This is a genomic window from Streptomyces sp. NPDC005141 (assembly GCF_053599975.1).
This window is the reverse complement of record NZ_JBSFYW010000006.1, coordinates 99,249-114,690: the sequence shown is the minus strand read 5'-3', so window position 1 is coordinate 114,690 and position 15,442 is coordinate 99,249. Positions and strand designations below refer to the sequence as shown.

The following is a 15,442-nucleotide window of genomic DNA, read 5'->3' as shown; positions in this document are numbered from 1 at the left end:
CAGAAGGGGGCCCGGTGGCCGCTCAGGCTCAGCAGGAATCCGCGCTCGACTCGGTCCACTCATCCGTACCGGACGATTCCGTCAAGGATGACTCCGTACGGGACAGTGAGATCGGCGTCGAACAGGAACATCTCGACCGGGTGTACCGGCGCCTCGAGGAGAAGATCCATGAGGCCGAGTTCCTCATGCACGACGCCGCCCAGCGCGGTCACGTCGGTACACCGGGGGCGCTCGCGGAGCGGGACGCCCAGGTGTTCCGCGCGGGAATCCACCTCAACCGTCTGAACAACGAGTTCGAGGACTTCCTCTTCGGCCGTATCGACCTGCTCCCAGGGAAGGACGGCAAGAAGGGCCCCGACGGTGCCTACACGGCCGTGGAACCCGCCGAGGGCGCGGTCCGCGAGGACAACACGGCCGACATCGCCGAGACGCTCCACATCGGCCGTATCGGCGTCCTGGACGCCGACTACGCGCCGCTGGTCATCGACTGGCGGGCGCCCGCCGCGGCCCCGTTCTACCGCTCCACCCCGGTCGACCCCGGCCGGGTCGTACGCCGTCGGGTCATCCGCTCCAAGGGCCGCAGGGTCCTCGGCGTCGAGGACGACCTGATGCGCCCGGAGGTGAAGGCCTCCCTCGACGGCCGCGAGCTCCCCGTCATCGGCGACGGCGCGCTCATGGCCGCGCTGGGGCAGGCCCGCAGTCACACCATGCGGGACATCGTGGCGTCGATCCAGGCCGAGCAGGACATGGTGATCCGCGCACCCGCCGCGTCCGTGACCTATGTCGAGGGCGGTCCCGGCACCGGCAAGACGGCGGTGGCGCTGCACCGGGCCGCCTACCTCCTCTACCAGGACCGCCGCCGGTACGCGGGCGGCATCCTGATCGTCTCCCCGACCCCGCTGCTCGTCGCCTACACCGAGGGCGTGCTGCCCTCGCTCGGCGAGGAGGGCCAGGTCGCGATCCGCGCGATCGGCTCGCTCGTCGACGGTGTGGGCGCCACGCTGTACGACTCCCCGGCGGTGGCCCGCGCCAAGGGCTCGCACCGGATGCTGAAGGTGCTGCGGAAGGCGGCACGCGGGGCGCTGGAGGCGCCGGCCGGTGCGGCCGGGGGCGCTTCCGGCCAGCTCGCGCTCGGGGAGCCCGAGACGGCCCCCGCCGGACCCCCCACCCGCCTGCGGGTGGTCGCCTTCGGGCGCCGGCTGGAGCTGGAGTCCGCCGAGCTGAACCGCATCAAGCACAACGCGCTCGGCGGGACCGCGCCGGTGAACCTGCTGCGGCCGCGCGCCCGCAAGCTGCTGCTCGACGCGCTGTGGGCGAAGTCGGGCGCCGGGACCCGGCACTCCGACCCGGAGCTGGCCGCCGAGCTGCGCTCCTCGTTCGACGAGGACGTCACCCTGGAGGACAGCTTCCTGGCCTTCCTGGACGCCTGGTGGCCGGAGCTGACCCCGCGCGGGGTGCTGACCGCCATGGCCGACGAGCGGCGGCTCGGGCGCTGGGCGCGCCGGATCCTCAACCCCGGCGAGGTCCGCCGGGTGGCGCGCTCGCTGAAGCGGGACGGGTTCTCCGTGCACGACGTGGCGATGCTCGACGAGCTCCAGGCGATCGTCGGGACGCCCGCCAGGCCCAGGAAGCGGCGCGATCTGGACCCGCTGGACCAGCTCACGGGGCTCGAGGAGCTCATGCCGGTGCGCGAGGAGACGCAGCGCGAGCGCGCCGAGCGGCTGGCCCAGGAGCGGACCGAGTACGCGCACGTCATCGTCGACGAGGCGCAGGACCTCACGCCCATGCAGTGGCGGATGGTCGGCCGGCGCGGCCGGCACGCCACCTGGACGGTCGTGGGCGACCCGGCCCAGTCCTCCTGGTCCGACCCCGACGAGGCGGCCGAGGCACGTGACGAGGCTCTCGGCACCCGGCCCCGGCGCCGCTTCACCCTCACCGTCAACTACCGCAACCCGGCCGAGATCGCCGAGCTGGCCGCGAAGGTCCTCGCCCTCGCCATGCCGGGCTCGCAGTCGCCGTCCGCCGTACGGTCCACGGGCGTCGAACCCCGGTTCGCGGTCGTGCGGGACTCCCTCGCCCGGACCGTGCGCGCCGAGGCGGCCCACCTCCTCGACCGCGTCGACGGCACCGTGGGGGTCGTCGTCGCCATGAACCGGCGCGAGGAGGCCGCCCGCTGGCTCGCCGGGCTCGGGGACCGCGTGGTGGCCCTCGGAAGCCTGGAGGCCAAGGGACTGGAGTACGACGCGACGGTGGTCGTCTCACCCGCGGAGATCGCGGACGAGTCGCCCGCGGGGCTGCGTGTCCTCTACGTCGCCCTGACCCGGGCCACGCAGCAGCTCACCGTCGTCTCCAGCGACCGCGACGACCCCGACGCGAACGGAGTCCCCGATCTCCTGCGGGACTGACGCGGTCCCGTCCCCGTCCGTGCCCCGTCCGCCCCGCCCCGCCGAAAAGAACTCTCGGGACGGGAATTGCCTTACGAGGATCGTTTGTTACGTTTGACGTGGCACCGGCCCGATCCAAGCCCCCGGGCCCAACCTTCGTCGCTACGAGCGACCACTTGCCGCGAGGCGAGCATGGCGGGTCGGTGTCATTGAACGTCGTCCTTCACCGAAGGACCTGAAGAGGCCCACGTCACCCCGTGACGTGGGCCTCTTTCGTTGCCCGAACCCTTCTCGTATGGTGGAATCCGCTTTCCGAAACCGCGGGCACCTCGTGAACAAAACGTTCGCAATCAGGGGCGACTACCCCGTACTCAGGGGTAGGTGCGACGATCGGACGGCACAAAGCAGTGACACGGTGAAAGCAGAGGAAGTCGGCCATGGCAACGGCGCCCAGCGTCTCCTACTCGATGACGGTCCGGCTGGAGGTGCCCGCGAGCGGAACCGCGGTCTCGCAGCTCACCACGGCCGTCGAGTCCCACGGAGGCTCGGTGACCGGCCTCGACGTGACCGCTTCCGGCCACGAGAAGCTCCGGATCGACGTCACGATCGCGGCGACCTCCACCGCGCACGCCGACGAGATCGTCGAGCAGCTGCGTCACATCGAGGGCGTGACCCTCGGCAAGGTGTCCGACCGTACGTTCCTCATGCACCTCGGCGGCAAGATCGAGATGCAGTCCAAGCACCCGATCCGCAACCGTGACGACCTCTCCATGATCTACACCCCGGGTGTGGCCCGGGTGTGCATGGCGATCGCCGAGAACCCCGAGGACGCCCGCCGCCTCACCATCAAGCGCAATTCCGTTGCGGTCGTGACGGACGGCTCCGCCGTGCTGGGCCTCGGCAACATCGGCCCGATGGCCGCGCTGCCCGTCATGGAGGGCAAGGCGGCCCTCTTCAAGCGCTTCGCCGGCATCGACGCCTGGCCGCTGTGCCTGGACACCCAGGACACCGACGCGATCGTCGAGATCGTGAAGGCGATCGCCCCCGGCTTCGCGGGCATCAACCTCGAGGACATCTCCGCGCCGCGCTGCTTCGAGATCGAGGCCCGGCTGCGCGAGGCCCTCGACATCCCCGTCTTCCACGACGACCAGCACGGCACGGCGATCGTCGTCCTCGCCGCCCTGACCAACGCACTTCGCGTCGCGGGCAAGGCGATCGGCGACATCAGGGTCGTCATGTCCGGTGCGGGCGCGGCCGGTACGGCCATCCTCAAGCTGCTCATCGCCGCGGGCGTGAAGAACGCCGTCGTCGCCGACATCCACGGCGTGGTGCACGCGGACCGCGCCGACCTCGTCGAGGCCGCCGCGGACTCGCCGCTGCGCTGGATCGCCGACAACACCAACCTCGAAGGTCTCACGGGCACGTTGAAGGAGGCGGTGAGCGGGGCCGACGTGTTCATCGGCGTCTCCGCCCCGAACGTGATCGACGGCGGCGACGTGGCCGCGATGGCCAAGGACGCCATCGTGTTCGCGCTCGCGAACCCCGACCCCGAGGTCGACCCGGCAATCGCCCGCCAGACGGCGGCAGTTGTGGCCACCGGCCGCTCCGACTTCCCCAACCAGATCAACAACGTCCTGGTCTTCCCCGGCGTCTTCCGTGGCCTCCTGGACGCCCAGTCGCGTACCGTCAACACGGAGATGATGCTCGCCGCCGCGACCGCGCTCGCGAGCGTGGTGACCGAGGACGAGCTCAACCCGAACTACATCATCCCCAGCGTCTTCAACGACAAGGTCGCGGGCGCGGTCGCCGGAGCGGTGCGTGACGCCGCGAAGGCGGCGGGGGCGACGGAAGCGGCCAACGCGACCGTGTAGCACGGGTCGAGCCGGGGCGCACGACCGCGTGAGAACGGTCGTCGTCACGCCTGTGACGGGCGCCACGACCGCCTGGAACCCGGCGCGTCGCGGAACGCGGGGCCAGTGGCCGCCTCTAGGGTGGCGGCCAGGCTCAGGCCTCGCAGGCCTATCCGTGTGACCCCCAAGGGTGTTCGTTTGACTCCCAGGGGTGCCGGATTGGCTTTCCCGCCGCAGGTGGGGGCAGGATGCGTCTTCGGGCGCGACGGTCTGGCCACGGACCCGGGTCCGCGGGCCGACCGAGGACCCTGGCAGCATCGGCTTCACTGTGCCGGATATGCGGCTCCGCCGCGTGGCACGCCTCAACAGCAAGAAGAACACGGGAGTAACGACATGAACCGCAGTGAGCTGGTGGCCGCGCTGGCCGACCGTGCCGAGGTGACCCGCAAGGACGCCGACGCCGTTCTGGCCGCTTTCGCCGAGACCGTCGGCGAGATCGTCGCCAAGGGCGACGAGAAGGTCACCATCCCCGGCTTCCTGACCTTCGAGCGCACCCACCGTGCCGCTCGCACCGCGCGCAACCCGCAGACCGGCGACCCGATCCAGATCCCGGCCGGCTACAGCGTGAAGGTCTCCGCGGGCAGCAAGCTCAAGGAAGCCGCCAAGGGCAAGTAAGGCCGGCCGGTACGTTCCTGCGGACGCGGGACGCGTACGAGGCGCAGCAACGCCGATGGGGCGGCCCCTTTCAGGGGGGCCGCCCCATCGTCGTACGTACGTCCGCCGCGTGGCTAGCCGAGGGCCTTGCCCGGCAGTTCGACCTTCGCGCCCAGCTCGACGAGCTTGTCCATGCTGTGCTCATCCGGGGGACAACCCCCGGACCCCCGGCCGGAAGAGTCTCCGGCCGGGGCGGAGTCGAGAGGCTGGGGTCAGCCGAGGGCCTTGCCCGGCAGTTCGACCTTCGCGCCCAGCTCGACGAGCTTGTCCATGAAGTTCTCGTAGCCGCGGTTGATGAGTTCGATGCCGTGGACACGGGACGTGCCCTGCGCCGCCAGCGCCGCGATGAGGTACGAGAAGCCGCCGCGCAGGTCGGGGATGACCAGGTCGGCGCCCTGGAGCTTCGTCGGGCCCGAAACGACCGCGGAGTGCAGGAAGTTGCGCTGGCCGAAGCGGCAGTTGGAGCCGCCGAGGCACTCGCGGTAGAGCTGGATGTGCGCGCCCATCTGGTTCAGCGCGGACGTGAAGCCCAGCCGGGACTCGTACACCGTCTCGTGGATGATGGACAGTCCGGTGGCCTGCGTCAGTGCGACGACCAGCGGCTGCTGCCAGTCCGTCTGGAAGCCGGGGTGGACGTCCGTCTCCAGGGCGATGGACTTGAGCTGACCGCCCGGGTGCCAGAAGCGGATGCCCTCGTCGTCGATCTCGAAGGCGCCGCCCACCTTGCGGTAGGTGTTCAGGAACGTCATCATCGACCGCTGCTGAGCGCCGCGGACGTAGATGTTGCCTTCGGTCGCCAGGGCCGCCGAAGCCCAGGAGGCGGCCTCCAGGCGGTCCGGGAGGGCCGCGTGGGTGTAGCCGCCGAGCGTGTCCACACCGGTGATGCGGATCGTCCGGTCGGTGTCCATCGCGATGATGGCACCCATCTTCTGCAGGACGCAGATCAGGTCCTCGATCTCCGGCTCCACGGCCGCGTTCGAGAGCTCCGTGACACCCTCCGCGAGCACCGCGGTCAGCAGCACCTGCTCGGTCGCGCCCACAGACGGGTACGGCAGCTGGATCTTGGTGCCGCGCAGCCGCTGCGGGGCCTCCAGGTACTGGCCGTCCTCCCGCTTCTCGATCTTCGCGCCGAACTGCCGCAGCACCTCGAAGTGGAAGTCGATCGGCCGGCCGCCGATGTCGCAGCCGCCGAGCCCCGGGATGAAGGCGTGGCCCAGCCGGTGCAGCAGCGGGCCGCAGAAGAGGATCGGGATGCGCGACGAGCCCGCATGGGCATCGATGTCGGCGACGTTCGCGCTTTCGACGTGGGAAGGATCGAGGACCAGCTCGCCGGGCTCCTCACCCGGACGGACGGTCACACCGTGCAACTGCAGCAGCCCGCGTACGACACGTACGTCGCGGATGTCGGGGACATTGCGCAGCCGGCTCGGCCCGCTGCCCAGCAGGGCGGCGACCATGGCTTTCGGTACGAGATTCTTCGCACCGCGGACACGGATCTCGCCCTCAAGCGGGGTTCCGCCATGGACAAGCAGGACATCGTCGTTGACGGTCATGTATCTCGCGTTCCGATGAGTTGGGCAGGTGTGGGTCGTCGGCAGGCCGGTCGTACTACGGGAGCCGAACAGCAAGGGTAATGGCCCCCCACCCCCCCTCAGTAAGCCCACGGACGACTCAGCTGCGTCATAGCTTTGCCACAACACGAACCGTTCCGAATCGGGCACGTGGGGTCACCGGTCCGGATGTGCGCGGGCAACGCTTCGTTGCGCCCTGAGCTGCATTCACTCCCGTACGCGTATTGGGTCCCCACATGAAGGGAATGTGCGGGATCATGTCTGGCATGACCGAGGTGTCCTCGCTCACAGGGCGGCTGCTCGTGGCCACGCCCGCCCTGGCGGACCCGAACTTCGATCGCGCGGTGGTGCTGCTCCTCGACCACGACGAGGAGGGCTCCCTCGGTGTCGTCCTCAACCGGCCGACCCCGGTGGGCGTCGGGGACATCCTGGAAGCCTGGGCCGGCCTGGCCGGGGAACCGGGTGTCGTCTTCCAGGGCGGCCCGGTCTCGCTGGACTCGGCGCTGGGGGTGGCGGTCATCCCGGGCGGCACGGCCGGTGAGCGCGCGCCACTCGGCTGGCGGCGGGTGCACGGAGCGATCGGTCTGGTGGACCTGGAGGCCCCGCCCGAGCTCCTCGCCGCGGCGCTCGGCTCCCTGCGCATCTTCGCCGGGTACGCGGGCTGGGGCCCGGGCCAGCTGGAGAACGAACTGGTCGAGGGCGCCTGGTACGTCGTCGAGTCCGAACCGGGAGATGTCTCCTCCCCGTCGCCGGAGCGCCTGTGGCGCGAGGTCCTGCGCCGGCAGCGCAGCGAGCTGGCGATGGTGGCGACCTACCCCGACGACCCCTCCCTGAACTGACCGTCCCACCGGCCCCGGACCGGCACGCGCCCCTTCCCTCAACTGATGGTCCTGAGCCCCAGTACCCTTGGGTCCATGAGCACTCTTGAGCCTGAGACCCAGCCCCAGCGAGGCACGGGGACGGGGACCCTCGTAGAGCCGACGCCGCAGGTGTCGCACGGCGACGGGGACCACGAGCGCTTCGCCCATTACGTCCAGAAGGACAAGATCATGGCGAGCGCGCTGGACGGCACGCCCGTCGTGGCGCTGTGCGGCAAGGTGTGGGTACCGGGCCGTGACCCGAAGAAGTATCCCGTGTGCCCCATGTGCAAGGAGATCTTCGAGTCCATGGGCGCCGGTGGCGACCAGGGCAAGGGCGGCGACAAGAAGTAACGCCGAAGCTCCTCCCGGCGCAGTACGCCCCATAGACCGAGCACGGCCGCGACGCCCCTGGCGAGGGGCGCCGCGGCTTTGTCGTACGCCGGCTTGCTCCCCTTCTCTTCAGGGAGGAGAGCAAGCAAAGAGTGGTTGAGACCTCTTGTGAGCGGTTCGCGCACTCCATAGCCTTCGGAGTGTTGTGTCACACGAAATGGTCGTTGCGCATGCTGCAACACGCCCTCGATGGAGGACGCTCGGTGAAGCGCGCCGCCTTCGGATCCCCCGCGGCCCGGACGGCGGCCACCCGTCTGCCGGACGGCGCTCGGCTCCTTCGGAGCGGCCGGGAAGACCGAGTCCGCCGAGCTCGGTGCCGGCCGCCTTCGCCGTCTCCCGATTTCTTCCGGCACGCCTTCGGGCAGCGGGAATTCGGCCGGTACTTCCTCAACTGCCTTCTCGTGGCGGGCTCTGCGGTGGCCGTCCCGGCGCCCATCCGGTTTCTCCCGGCGGCGGCGGTGGGACGATTCCGCTTCGGATTCCGGACCGCCCCACCGATCATGTTCCTGATGGCCCGGGCGATGCCCGCCGAGGCCCCGGTGATCCCCCTCTTCTTCCTCCTTGCTTCCTCCCGCGGGACTTCGCCTGCCGAACACACCGGGCACGCCGATCCGGTCGCACGCGGCCTTCTCCGCTCTCTTCGGGATCCGGCTGCCACGGGGTTTCGCCGAGTCCGTTCCGGACAAGCCGGAGGCGGCCGCGCACATCGACGGAGTGAACCGCACACGAATCCCGCGCCGGCCCCTTTTCCGCTCCTCTTCCGCGAGCCGGAGGAGTCCGACCGGACGGTACGACGGCCGCCTCCACGGTGATGGCGATTCACATGCCGATCCCCTTCTTGCCCAGACAACGACGACTCGTCTCCGGCCCCGGCGGCGGTAAAGGACTGAAGGACTGATGGACTTGATGGATACGGACCTGATTCCGGCTCCCCTCGTCGTCGAGGCCGCCGTGCGCGGGGTGTTCGCGCTGGACGCGGACACCACCCTGTGGGCCGCGCCCGGCACGGACACCACCGAACGCTGGCTGCGCTCGGCGCTCGGCGGGGCACTCGGACTACCGCTGCGACCTGGGGCGCAGGACGCTCCGGGCGGCGTACGGCTGCTCCTCGACGACCGGCTGGAACCGGAGGCCTACCGGCTCGTCGTCGGCGACGGCGGAGTCGAGATCCGGGGCGGCGGCCCGGCCGGGGTCTTCTGGGGCGCGCAGACACTGCGTCAACTGCTCGGCCCCGACGCCTTTCGCCGCGCCCCGATCCGTCCGCGGACGACGTACGAAATCGCGCACCGGGCCATCGAGGACGCACCGCGATTCCGCTGGCGCGGTCTCATGCTCGACGTCTCCCGGCACTTCATGCCCAAGGAAGGTGTCCTGCGCTACCTCGACCTGCTGGCCGCGCACAAACTCAACGTCTTCCACTTCCATCTCACCGACGACCAGGGATGGCGTGTCCAGATCAAGCGCTACCCGAGGCTGACGGAGGTCGGATCCTGGCGGGCCCGCACCAAATTCGGCCACCGGGCCTCACCGCTGTGGGAGGAGAAGCCGCACGGAGGCTTCTACTCCCAGGACGACATCCGCGAGATCGTCGCGTACGCGGCCGAGCGGCATATCGCCGTCGTCCCCGAAATCGACATCCCCGGCCACTCGCAGGCCGCCATCGCCGCGTATCCGGAACTGGGCAACACCGATGTCATCGACACGACCTCCCTGACCGTCTGGGACAACTGGGGCGTCTCCAAAAACGTACTCGCCCCCACTGACAACACCCTGCGCTTCTACGAGGGGGTCTTCGAGGAACTCCTCGACCTGTTCCCGGCGGACCCCGCGCGCTTCCCGGAGTTCTCGGGCTTCTTCCACATCGGCGGCGACGAGTGCGCCAAGGACCAGTGGAAGCGGTCCGCCACCGCGCAGGCGCGCATCAAGGAACTCGGGCTCGCCGACGAGGACGAGTTGCAGTCCTGGTTCATCCGGCACTTCGACAACTGGCTCTCCGAGCGCGGGCGTCGGCTGATCGGCTGGGACGAGATCCTGGAGGGCGGTCTCGCGCCGGGCGCCGCGGTGTCGTCGTGGCGCGGCTACCAGGGTGGCGTCACGGCCGCGCGCGCGGGCCACGACGTCGTCATGTGTCCCGAGCAGCACGTGTACTTGGACTACCGCCAGGCCGCGGGCGAGGACGAGCCGGTGCCCATCGCCTACGTGCGCACCCTGGAGGACGTCTACCGCTTCGAGCCGGTTCCGCCGCAGCTCACCGAGGCGGAGGCGCGGCACGTGCTGGGCACACAGGCCAACGTGTGGACCGAGGTGATGGAGGACCACGCGCGCGTGGACTACCAGGCGTTCCCGCGGCTCGCCGCTCTCGCGGAGGTCGCCTGGAGCAGCCTGCCGGCCCCCGCGGAACGGGACTTCGCCGGTTTCGAGCGGCGGATGAGCGCCCACTACGCGCGACTCGACGCCCTCGGGGTGGCCTACCGGGCGCCCGAGGGGCCTCGGCCGTGGCAGCGGCGACCCGGCGTGCTCGGACGCCCGATCGAGGGGGCGCCCCCGAACGTGTGAGACGGCTCACGACCGGCGTGCCCCGGGGCCCGCACCCTGGCACCGTGGCCCCGCAAGGAAAAAAGGCCCCCAAGGGTCACCGAAGAGTGACAATTCGAGCTCACCGGTGATGCCGTGCGAAAACCGGCCATCTCCCTGGTGAGGGGGGCGAATGCCTCCTAGCGGACCCCCGCGTCGGGGGCCGGGGAAGATGTGCCAGAGTTGCCACGTCCGCCCTGTCAGCACGTACCGTACGGCAGCACAGGTGGGACCAGGTGGGGCAGCGGGAAGGGGCAACCGGTTTGACCACGCACGCACCGCAGGCGGCGCAGGCCGTGACGCTGCCCGTCTCGCTGGACGAGGCGGTGGCGGCACTGTCCGCCATGCCCGCAGCCGTTCCGGTGGCAGGCGGCACCGATCTGATGGCCGCGGTCAACTCCGGACAGCTGAGGCCGGCCGCGCTCGTCGGCCTCGGCCGGATCAGCGAGATCCGCGGCTGGCAGTACCAGGACGGCCACGCGCTGCTCGGCGCCGGCCTCACGCACGCCCGCATGGGCCGCCCCGACTTCGCCGCACTCATCCCGGCGCTCGCCGCCGCCGCGCGGGCGGCCGGACCGCCGCAGATCCGCAACGCCGGAACCCTCGGCGGCAACATCGCCTCGGCCGCGCCCACGGGTGACGCGCTGCCCGTACTGGCCGCCCTGGAAGCCACGTTGATCATCGCGGGCCCGGGCGGAGCCCGCCGCGAGATCCCGGTGTCGCACCTGCTCGCGGGCGTGGACATGCTCCGCGGCGGAGAGCTCATCGGCTACGTGCGGGTGCCGCTGCTGCACGCCCCGCAGGTCTTCCTGAAGGCCACCGGGCGCACCGGACCCGGGCGCGCGATCGCCTCCGTGGCGGTCGTCCTCGACCCGGCCCGGCGCGGTGTGCGGTGCGCCGTCGGCGCCATAGCGCCGATGCCGCTGCGGCCCCTGGACGCCGAGGCGTGGGTGGCCCAGCTGATCGACTGGGACAACAGCCGCGCGATCGTCCCGGAGGCGCTGACCGCGTTCGGGGAGTACGTGGCCGCGGCCTGCATCCCCGACCCCGTCCCCGCCGAGGACGGATCGGTGGCACCGCTTCCGCCCGCCGTACTGCACCTGCGGCGCACCGTCGCCGCGCTGGCCCGACGAGCACTGGGGAGGGCACTTTCGTGACCGACGACCAGCACGAAGAGAGCGCTCCGCGCAGCGGCGGCCGCTGGGATCCGCTGCCCCAGGGCGACTACGACGACGGCGCCACCGCCTTCGTCAAACTCCCCGAAGGGGGCATCGAGGCACTCCTCGCCGCCCGGGAGCCGCTCGCGGCGCCCGGACACGGCTATGTGCCCCCGCAGATCGCCGTGACGCCCGCCCCGCCCGAGTCGGCGGATCCGGCGGCCACCGGAACGTGGGCCGCCCAGGGCGGCGCCGCCCCATGGCCGGATCCGAACGCGCAGCCCGGTGCCGACAGCCGCGACGACCGGTTCTCGTACCACCCGGGGTCCACCGGACAGTGGGAGTTCAACGACGTCGCCCGGGACGCCGCCGGACACGACGTGACCGGCCAGTGGTCGATCCCGGTGGCCGGAGGCGATCTTCCGGACGAATCGGGCGAGTTCACCACATCGGCACTCGTCGAGCAGTGGGGCGGCACACCGCCCGCCACGCTCCCCGGCGGCGCGTCCGCACCCTGGGCCGGCGAGATCGGCCGGGCGTGGACCGCCGACGCGCCCGAAGCGGCCACTGAGGCCCCCGCGGAGCCCGTACGGCAGCCGCAGGCCGAATCGCCCACACAGGCCGCCCAGCGGCCCGCGCGGCCCGCCCACGAGGCCCCTGAGCCCGTCGCCGACCCCGAGCCGGTGACCGCGGGGACCCACGAGGCACCCGGGACGGATCCGGCGCACGAGTCGGCGGCCACGGACGACGGGACGCGCGACGCGGACCACCCCGCCCAGGCCCCGCACAACGAACACCCCCTCGCCTCCTACGTCCTGCGCGTCAACGGCGCCGACCGGCCGGTCACCGACGCCTGGATCGGCGAGTCGCTGCTCTACGTACTGCGCGAACGGCTCGGCCTCGCGGGCGCCAAGGACGGCTGCTCGCAGGGCGAGTGCGGCGCCTGCAACGTCCAGGTGGACGGCCGGCTCGTGGCGTCCTGTCTGGTGCCCGGCGTCACCGCCGCCGGCAGCGAGGTGCGCACCGTCGAGGGCCTGGCCGCCGAAGGACAGCCCTCCGACGTCCAGCGCGCGCTGGCCAAGTGCGGCGCCGTGCAGTGCGGTTTCTGCGTCCCCGGTATGGCGATGACCCTGCACGACCTGCTGGAGGGCAACCCCGCGCCGACCGAGCTGGAGACCCGCCAGGCCCTGTGCGGCAACCTGTGCCGCTGCTCCGGCTACCGCGGCGTCCTGGACGCCGTGCGCGAGGTCGTCGCCGAACGCGAGGCGCACTCCACCGCCGCGGCCGAAGCCGCCCCCGAGGCGGACGAGGCCCGCATCCCGCACCAGGCGGGCCCCGGCGCGGGCGGTGTCCACCCGTCCGCGTACGAGGACAATGCCGCGTACGGCTCCCAGGCATCGCACGACCAGCCGTACGGCCAGGACGGAGGCCAGGCGTGACGAACCAAGCCGCGACCGCGACACCGGCGGCGCCCGAGACGGGCACCGAGTCCCTGCCGCACGGGCTCGGCGTCTCGCTGCCCACGGCCGAGGCCCGCGCCAAGGCGGAGGGCACCTTCCCCTACGCCGCCGACCTGTGGGCCGAGGGCCTGCTGTGGGCCGCCGTGCTCCGCTCGCCCCACCCGCACGCCCGCATCGTGTCCATCGACACCAGCCACGCGCGTGAGATGCCCGGCGTACGTGCCGTCATCACCCACGAGGACGTGCCCGGCACCCCGATGCACGGCCGTGGCAGAGCCGACCGCCCGGTGTTCGCCTCCGACCTCGTACGCCACCACGGGGAGCCCATCGCGGCCGTCGCCGCCGACCACCCGGACACCGCGCGGATGGCCGCCGCGGCCGTCATCGTCGAGTACGAGGTGCTCGAACCGGTCACCGACCCCGAGCAGGCCTTCGAGGCCGAACCCCTGCACCCCGACGGCAATCTGATCCGCCACATCCCGCTGCGCCACGGCGACCCGGACGCCGTCGGCGACATCGTCGTCGAGGGTCTGTACCGCATCGGCCGCCAGGACCCCGCGCCCATCGGGGCCGAGGCCGGACTCGCCGTGCCCCGCCCCGACGGCGGCGTCGAGCTCTACATCGCCTCCACCGACCCGCACGCCGACCGCGACGCCGCCGCCGCCTGCTACGGCCTGGAACCCGCGCGCGTAAAGGTCGTCGTCACCGGCGTCCCCGGAGCCACCGCCGACCGCGAGGACCAGGGCTTCCAGGTCGCGCTCGGCCTGCTCGCCCTGACCACCGGCTGCCCGGTGAAACTCACCGCTACGCGCGAGGAGTCCTTCCTCGGCCACGCCCACCGGCACCCGACTCTGCTGCGCTACCGGCACCACGCCGACGCCGAGGGCATGCTCGTCAAGGTCGAGGCTCAGATCCTGCTCGACGCCGGCGCCTACGCCGACACCTCCGGCGAGTCCCTGGCCGCCGCGGTCTCCTTCGCCTGCGGCCCGTACGTCGTCCCGAACGCCTTCATCGAGGGCTGGGCCGTCCGCACCAACAACCCGCCCTCGGGACATGTGCGGGGCGAGGGCGCCCTCCAGGTCTGCGCCGCCTACGAGGCTCAGATGGACAAGCTGGCCAAGAAGCTGGGCGTCGACCCCGCGGAACTGCGCCTGCGCAACGCGATGGCCACGGGAGACGTCCTGCCGACCGGCCAGACGGTGACCTGCCCGGCACCGGTCGCCGAGCTGCTCCAGGCCGTACGCGACTTCCCGCTGCCCGCCCTGCCCAAGGACACGCCCGAGGACGAGTGGCTGCTGCCCGGCGGCCCCGAGGGCGCGGGCGAACCCGGTGCCGTACGCCGCGGTGTCGGCTACGCGCTCGGCATGGTGCACATGCTCGGCTCCGAAGGGGCCGACGAGGTCTCGACGGCCACGGTGAAGGTCCACGACGGCGTCGCCACGGTGCTCTGCGCGGCGGTGGAGACCGGCCAGGGCTTCACCACGCTGGCCCGGCAGATCGTCCAGGAGACGCTCGGCATCGACGAGGTCCACGTGGCTCCCGTCGACACCGACCAGCCGCCGGCGGGCCCGAGCTGCCGGGGCCGGCACACCTGGGTGTCCGGCGGAGCGGTCGAGCGCGCCGCCAAGATGGTCCGTACGCAGCTCCTCCAGCCGCTGGCCCACAAGTTCGGCATGTCCACCGAGCTGCTCCAGATCACCGACGGCAAGATCACGTCGTACGACGGAGTGCTGTCGACCACGGTCACCGAGGCGATGGACGGCAAGGAACTGTGGGCGACCGCGCAGTGCCGCCCGCACCCGACCGAGCCGCTGGACGAGGCCGGCCAGGGCGACGCGTTCGTGGGCCTCGCCTTCTGCGCCATCCGCGCGGTGGTGGACGTCGACATCGAACTGGGCTCGGTACGGGTCGTGGAGCTCGCGCTCGCCCAGGACGTCGGCCGGATCCTCAACCCGGCACAGCTGACGGCCCGCATCGAGGCGGGTGTCACCCAGGGCGTCGGCGCCGCGCTGACCGAGAACCTCCGTACGGCCCGCGGCCTGGTCCGTCACCCCGACCTCACGGGCTACGCCCTCCCGACGGCCCTGGACGCGCCCGACATCCGCATCGTCAAGCTCGTCGAGGAGCGCGACGTCGTGGCCCCCTTCGGTGCCAAGGCGGCCAGCGCGGTGCCGGTCGTGACGTCGCCGGCGGCCATCGCGTCCGCCGTACGGGCCGCCACCGGCCGTCCGGTCAACCGTCTGCCGATCCGCCCGCAGGCGGCGGTGGTGACGGCGTCGTGACCGCGCGGGAGCCGGCGGCCGGCGAAGCCGTGCCAGGCCGCGGACTCCCGTCGAACGCCGGCCACCCCGCGGTGCGCGGCGACGATCCCGGACAGCCGCGCTACGAACCCGCACCCGACCTGGGGAAGCTGCTGCTCTGGGTGCTGCTCTTCGTCGTGGCGGCCGTGGTGGTCGTCGTGGGCGGCGTCTACTTCAGCTGA

At 71.8% G+C, this 15,442-nt stretch carries 11 protein-coding genes; 10 read left to right on the top strand and 1 reads right to left on the bottom strand.

Annotated features, from left to right (window positions below):
• Positions 1-14 precede the first annotated feature (14 nt).
• The 3 genes from ACWD68_RS07075 to ACWD68_RS07065 all read left to right on the top strand — a co-directional run bounded on the left by ACWD68_RS07075 (position 15) and on the right by ACWD68_RS07065 (position 4,909).
• Positions 15-2,405 (top strand): HelD family protein, encoded by a 2,391-nt coding sequence (locus tag ACWD68_RS07075; RefSeq protein ID WP_451805450.1) that lies wholly within the window; start codon positions 15-17, stop codon positions 2,403-2,405.
• A 416-nt stretch (positions 2,406-2,821) separates the two neighbouring features.
• The gene (locus ACWD68_RS07070; protein ID WP_451805449.1) at positions 2,822-4,255 is read left to right on the top strand and encodes a malic enzyme-like NAD(P)-binding protein; all 1,434 of its coding nucleotides are present in this window, start codon (positions 2,822-2,824) and stop codon (positions 4,253-4,255) included.
• 372 nt (positions 4,256-4,627) lie between these two features.
• Complete coding sequence (locus ACWD68_RS07065) at positions 4,628-4,909, top strand: HU family DNA-binding protein (RefSeq protein WP_007382399.1); 282 nt, start codon at positions 4,628-4,630, stop codon at positions 4,907-4,909.
• Between the two features lie 251 nt (positions 4,910-5,160).
• On the opposite strand, the gene murA is transcribed toward ACWD68_RS07065, so the two are convergent.
• Positions 5,161-6,501 carry a UDP-N-acetylglucosamine 1-carboxyvinyltransferase gene (murA, locus tag ACWD68_RS07060; RefSeq protein ID WP_266759298.1) on the bottom strand — a complete coding sequence of 447 codons (1,341 nt, stop codon included), beginning with the start codon at positions 6,499-6,501 and terminating at the stop codon, positions 5,161-5,163.
• A gap of 284 nt (positions 6,502-6,785) precedes the next feature.
• Between murA and ACWD68_RS07055 the strand changes: the two genes are divergently transcribed.
• From ACWD68_RS07055 to ACWD68_RS07025, 7 genes are all read left to right on the top strand, one after another.
• On the top strand, positions 6,786-7,358 hold the full coding sequence (locus tag ACWD68_RS07055; RefSeq protein WP_451805448.1) for a YqgE/AlgH family protein: 573 nt from the start codon (positions 6,786-6,788) through the stop codon (positions 7,356-7,358).
• A gap of 75 nt (positions 7,359-7,433) precedes the next feature.
• Entirely contained in the window at positions 7,434-7,730 is a 297-nt protein-coding gene (locus ACWD68_RS07050; protein ID WP_103554931.1) for a DUF3039 domain-containing protein, read from the top strand.
• 936 nt (positions 7,731-8,666) lie between these two features.
• Entirely contained in the window at positions 8,667-10,325 is a 1,659-nt protein-coding gene (locus ACWD68_RS07045) for a beta-N-acetylhexosaminidase (protein WP_451805447.1), read from the top strand.
• Between the two features lie 281 nt (positions 10,326-10,606).
• A complete protein-coding gene (locus tag ACWD68_RS07040) occupies positions 10,607-11,500 on the top strand; it encodes an FAD binding domain-containing protein (RefSeq protein ID WP_451805446.1) in 894 nt (297 codons plus the stop codon).
• Positions 11,497-12,939, top strand: a complete 1,443-nt coding sequence (locus tag ACWD68_RS07035) for a 2Fe-2S iron-sulfur cluster-binding protein (RefSeq protein ID WP_451805445.1) — start codon at positions 11,497-11,499, stop codon at positions 12,937-12,939. The genes ACWD68_RS07040 and ACWD68_RS07035 overlap by 4 nt, the downstream gene beginning before the upstream one ends.
• Positions 12,936-15,242, top strand: coding sequence for a xanthine dehydrogenase family protein molybdopterin-binding subunit (locus ACWD68_RS07030; protein WP_451805444.1), 2,307 nt, complete (start codon positions 12,936-12,938; stop codon positions 15,240-15,242). Before ACWD68_RS07035 ends, ACWD68_RS07030 begins: the two co-directional genes overlap by 4 nt.
• Entirely contained in the window at positions 15,239-15,442 is a 204-nt protein-coding gene (locus tag ACWD68_RS07025; protein WP_451805443.1) for a hypothetical protein, read from the top strand. The genes ACWD68_RS07030 and ACWD68_RS07025 overlap by 4 nt, the downstream gene beginning before the upstream one ends.

Bases quoted from the DNA above. Each gene is read 5' to 3' on its own strand.
- ACWD68_RS07070 (WP_451805449.1), top strand. From the start codon at position 2,822: ATGGCAACGGCGCCCAGCGTCTCCTACTCGATGACGGTCCGGCTGGAG.
- ACWD68_RS07065 (WP_007382399.1), top strand. From the start codon at position 4,628: ATGAACCGCAGTGAGCTGGTGGCCGCGCTGGCCGACCGTGCCGAGGTG.
- murA (WP_266759298.1), bottom strand. From the start codon at position 6,501: ATGACCGTCAACGACGATGTCCTGCTTGTCCATGGCGGAACCCCGCTT.
- ACWD68_RS07055 (WP_451805448.1), top strand. From the start codon at position 6,786: ATGACCGAGGTGTCCTCGCTCACAGGGCGGCTGCTCGTGGCCACGCCC.
- ACWD68_RS07050 (WP_103554931.1), top strand. From the start codon at position 7,434: ATGAGCACTCTTGAGCCTGAGACCCAGCCCCAGCGAGGCACGGGGACG.
- ACWD68_RS07045 (WP_451805447.1), top strand. From the start codon at position 8,667: ATGGACTTGATGGATACGGACCTGATTCCGGCTCCCCTCGTCGTCGAG.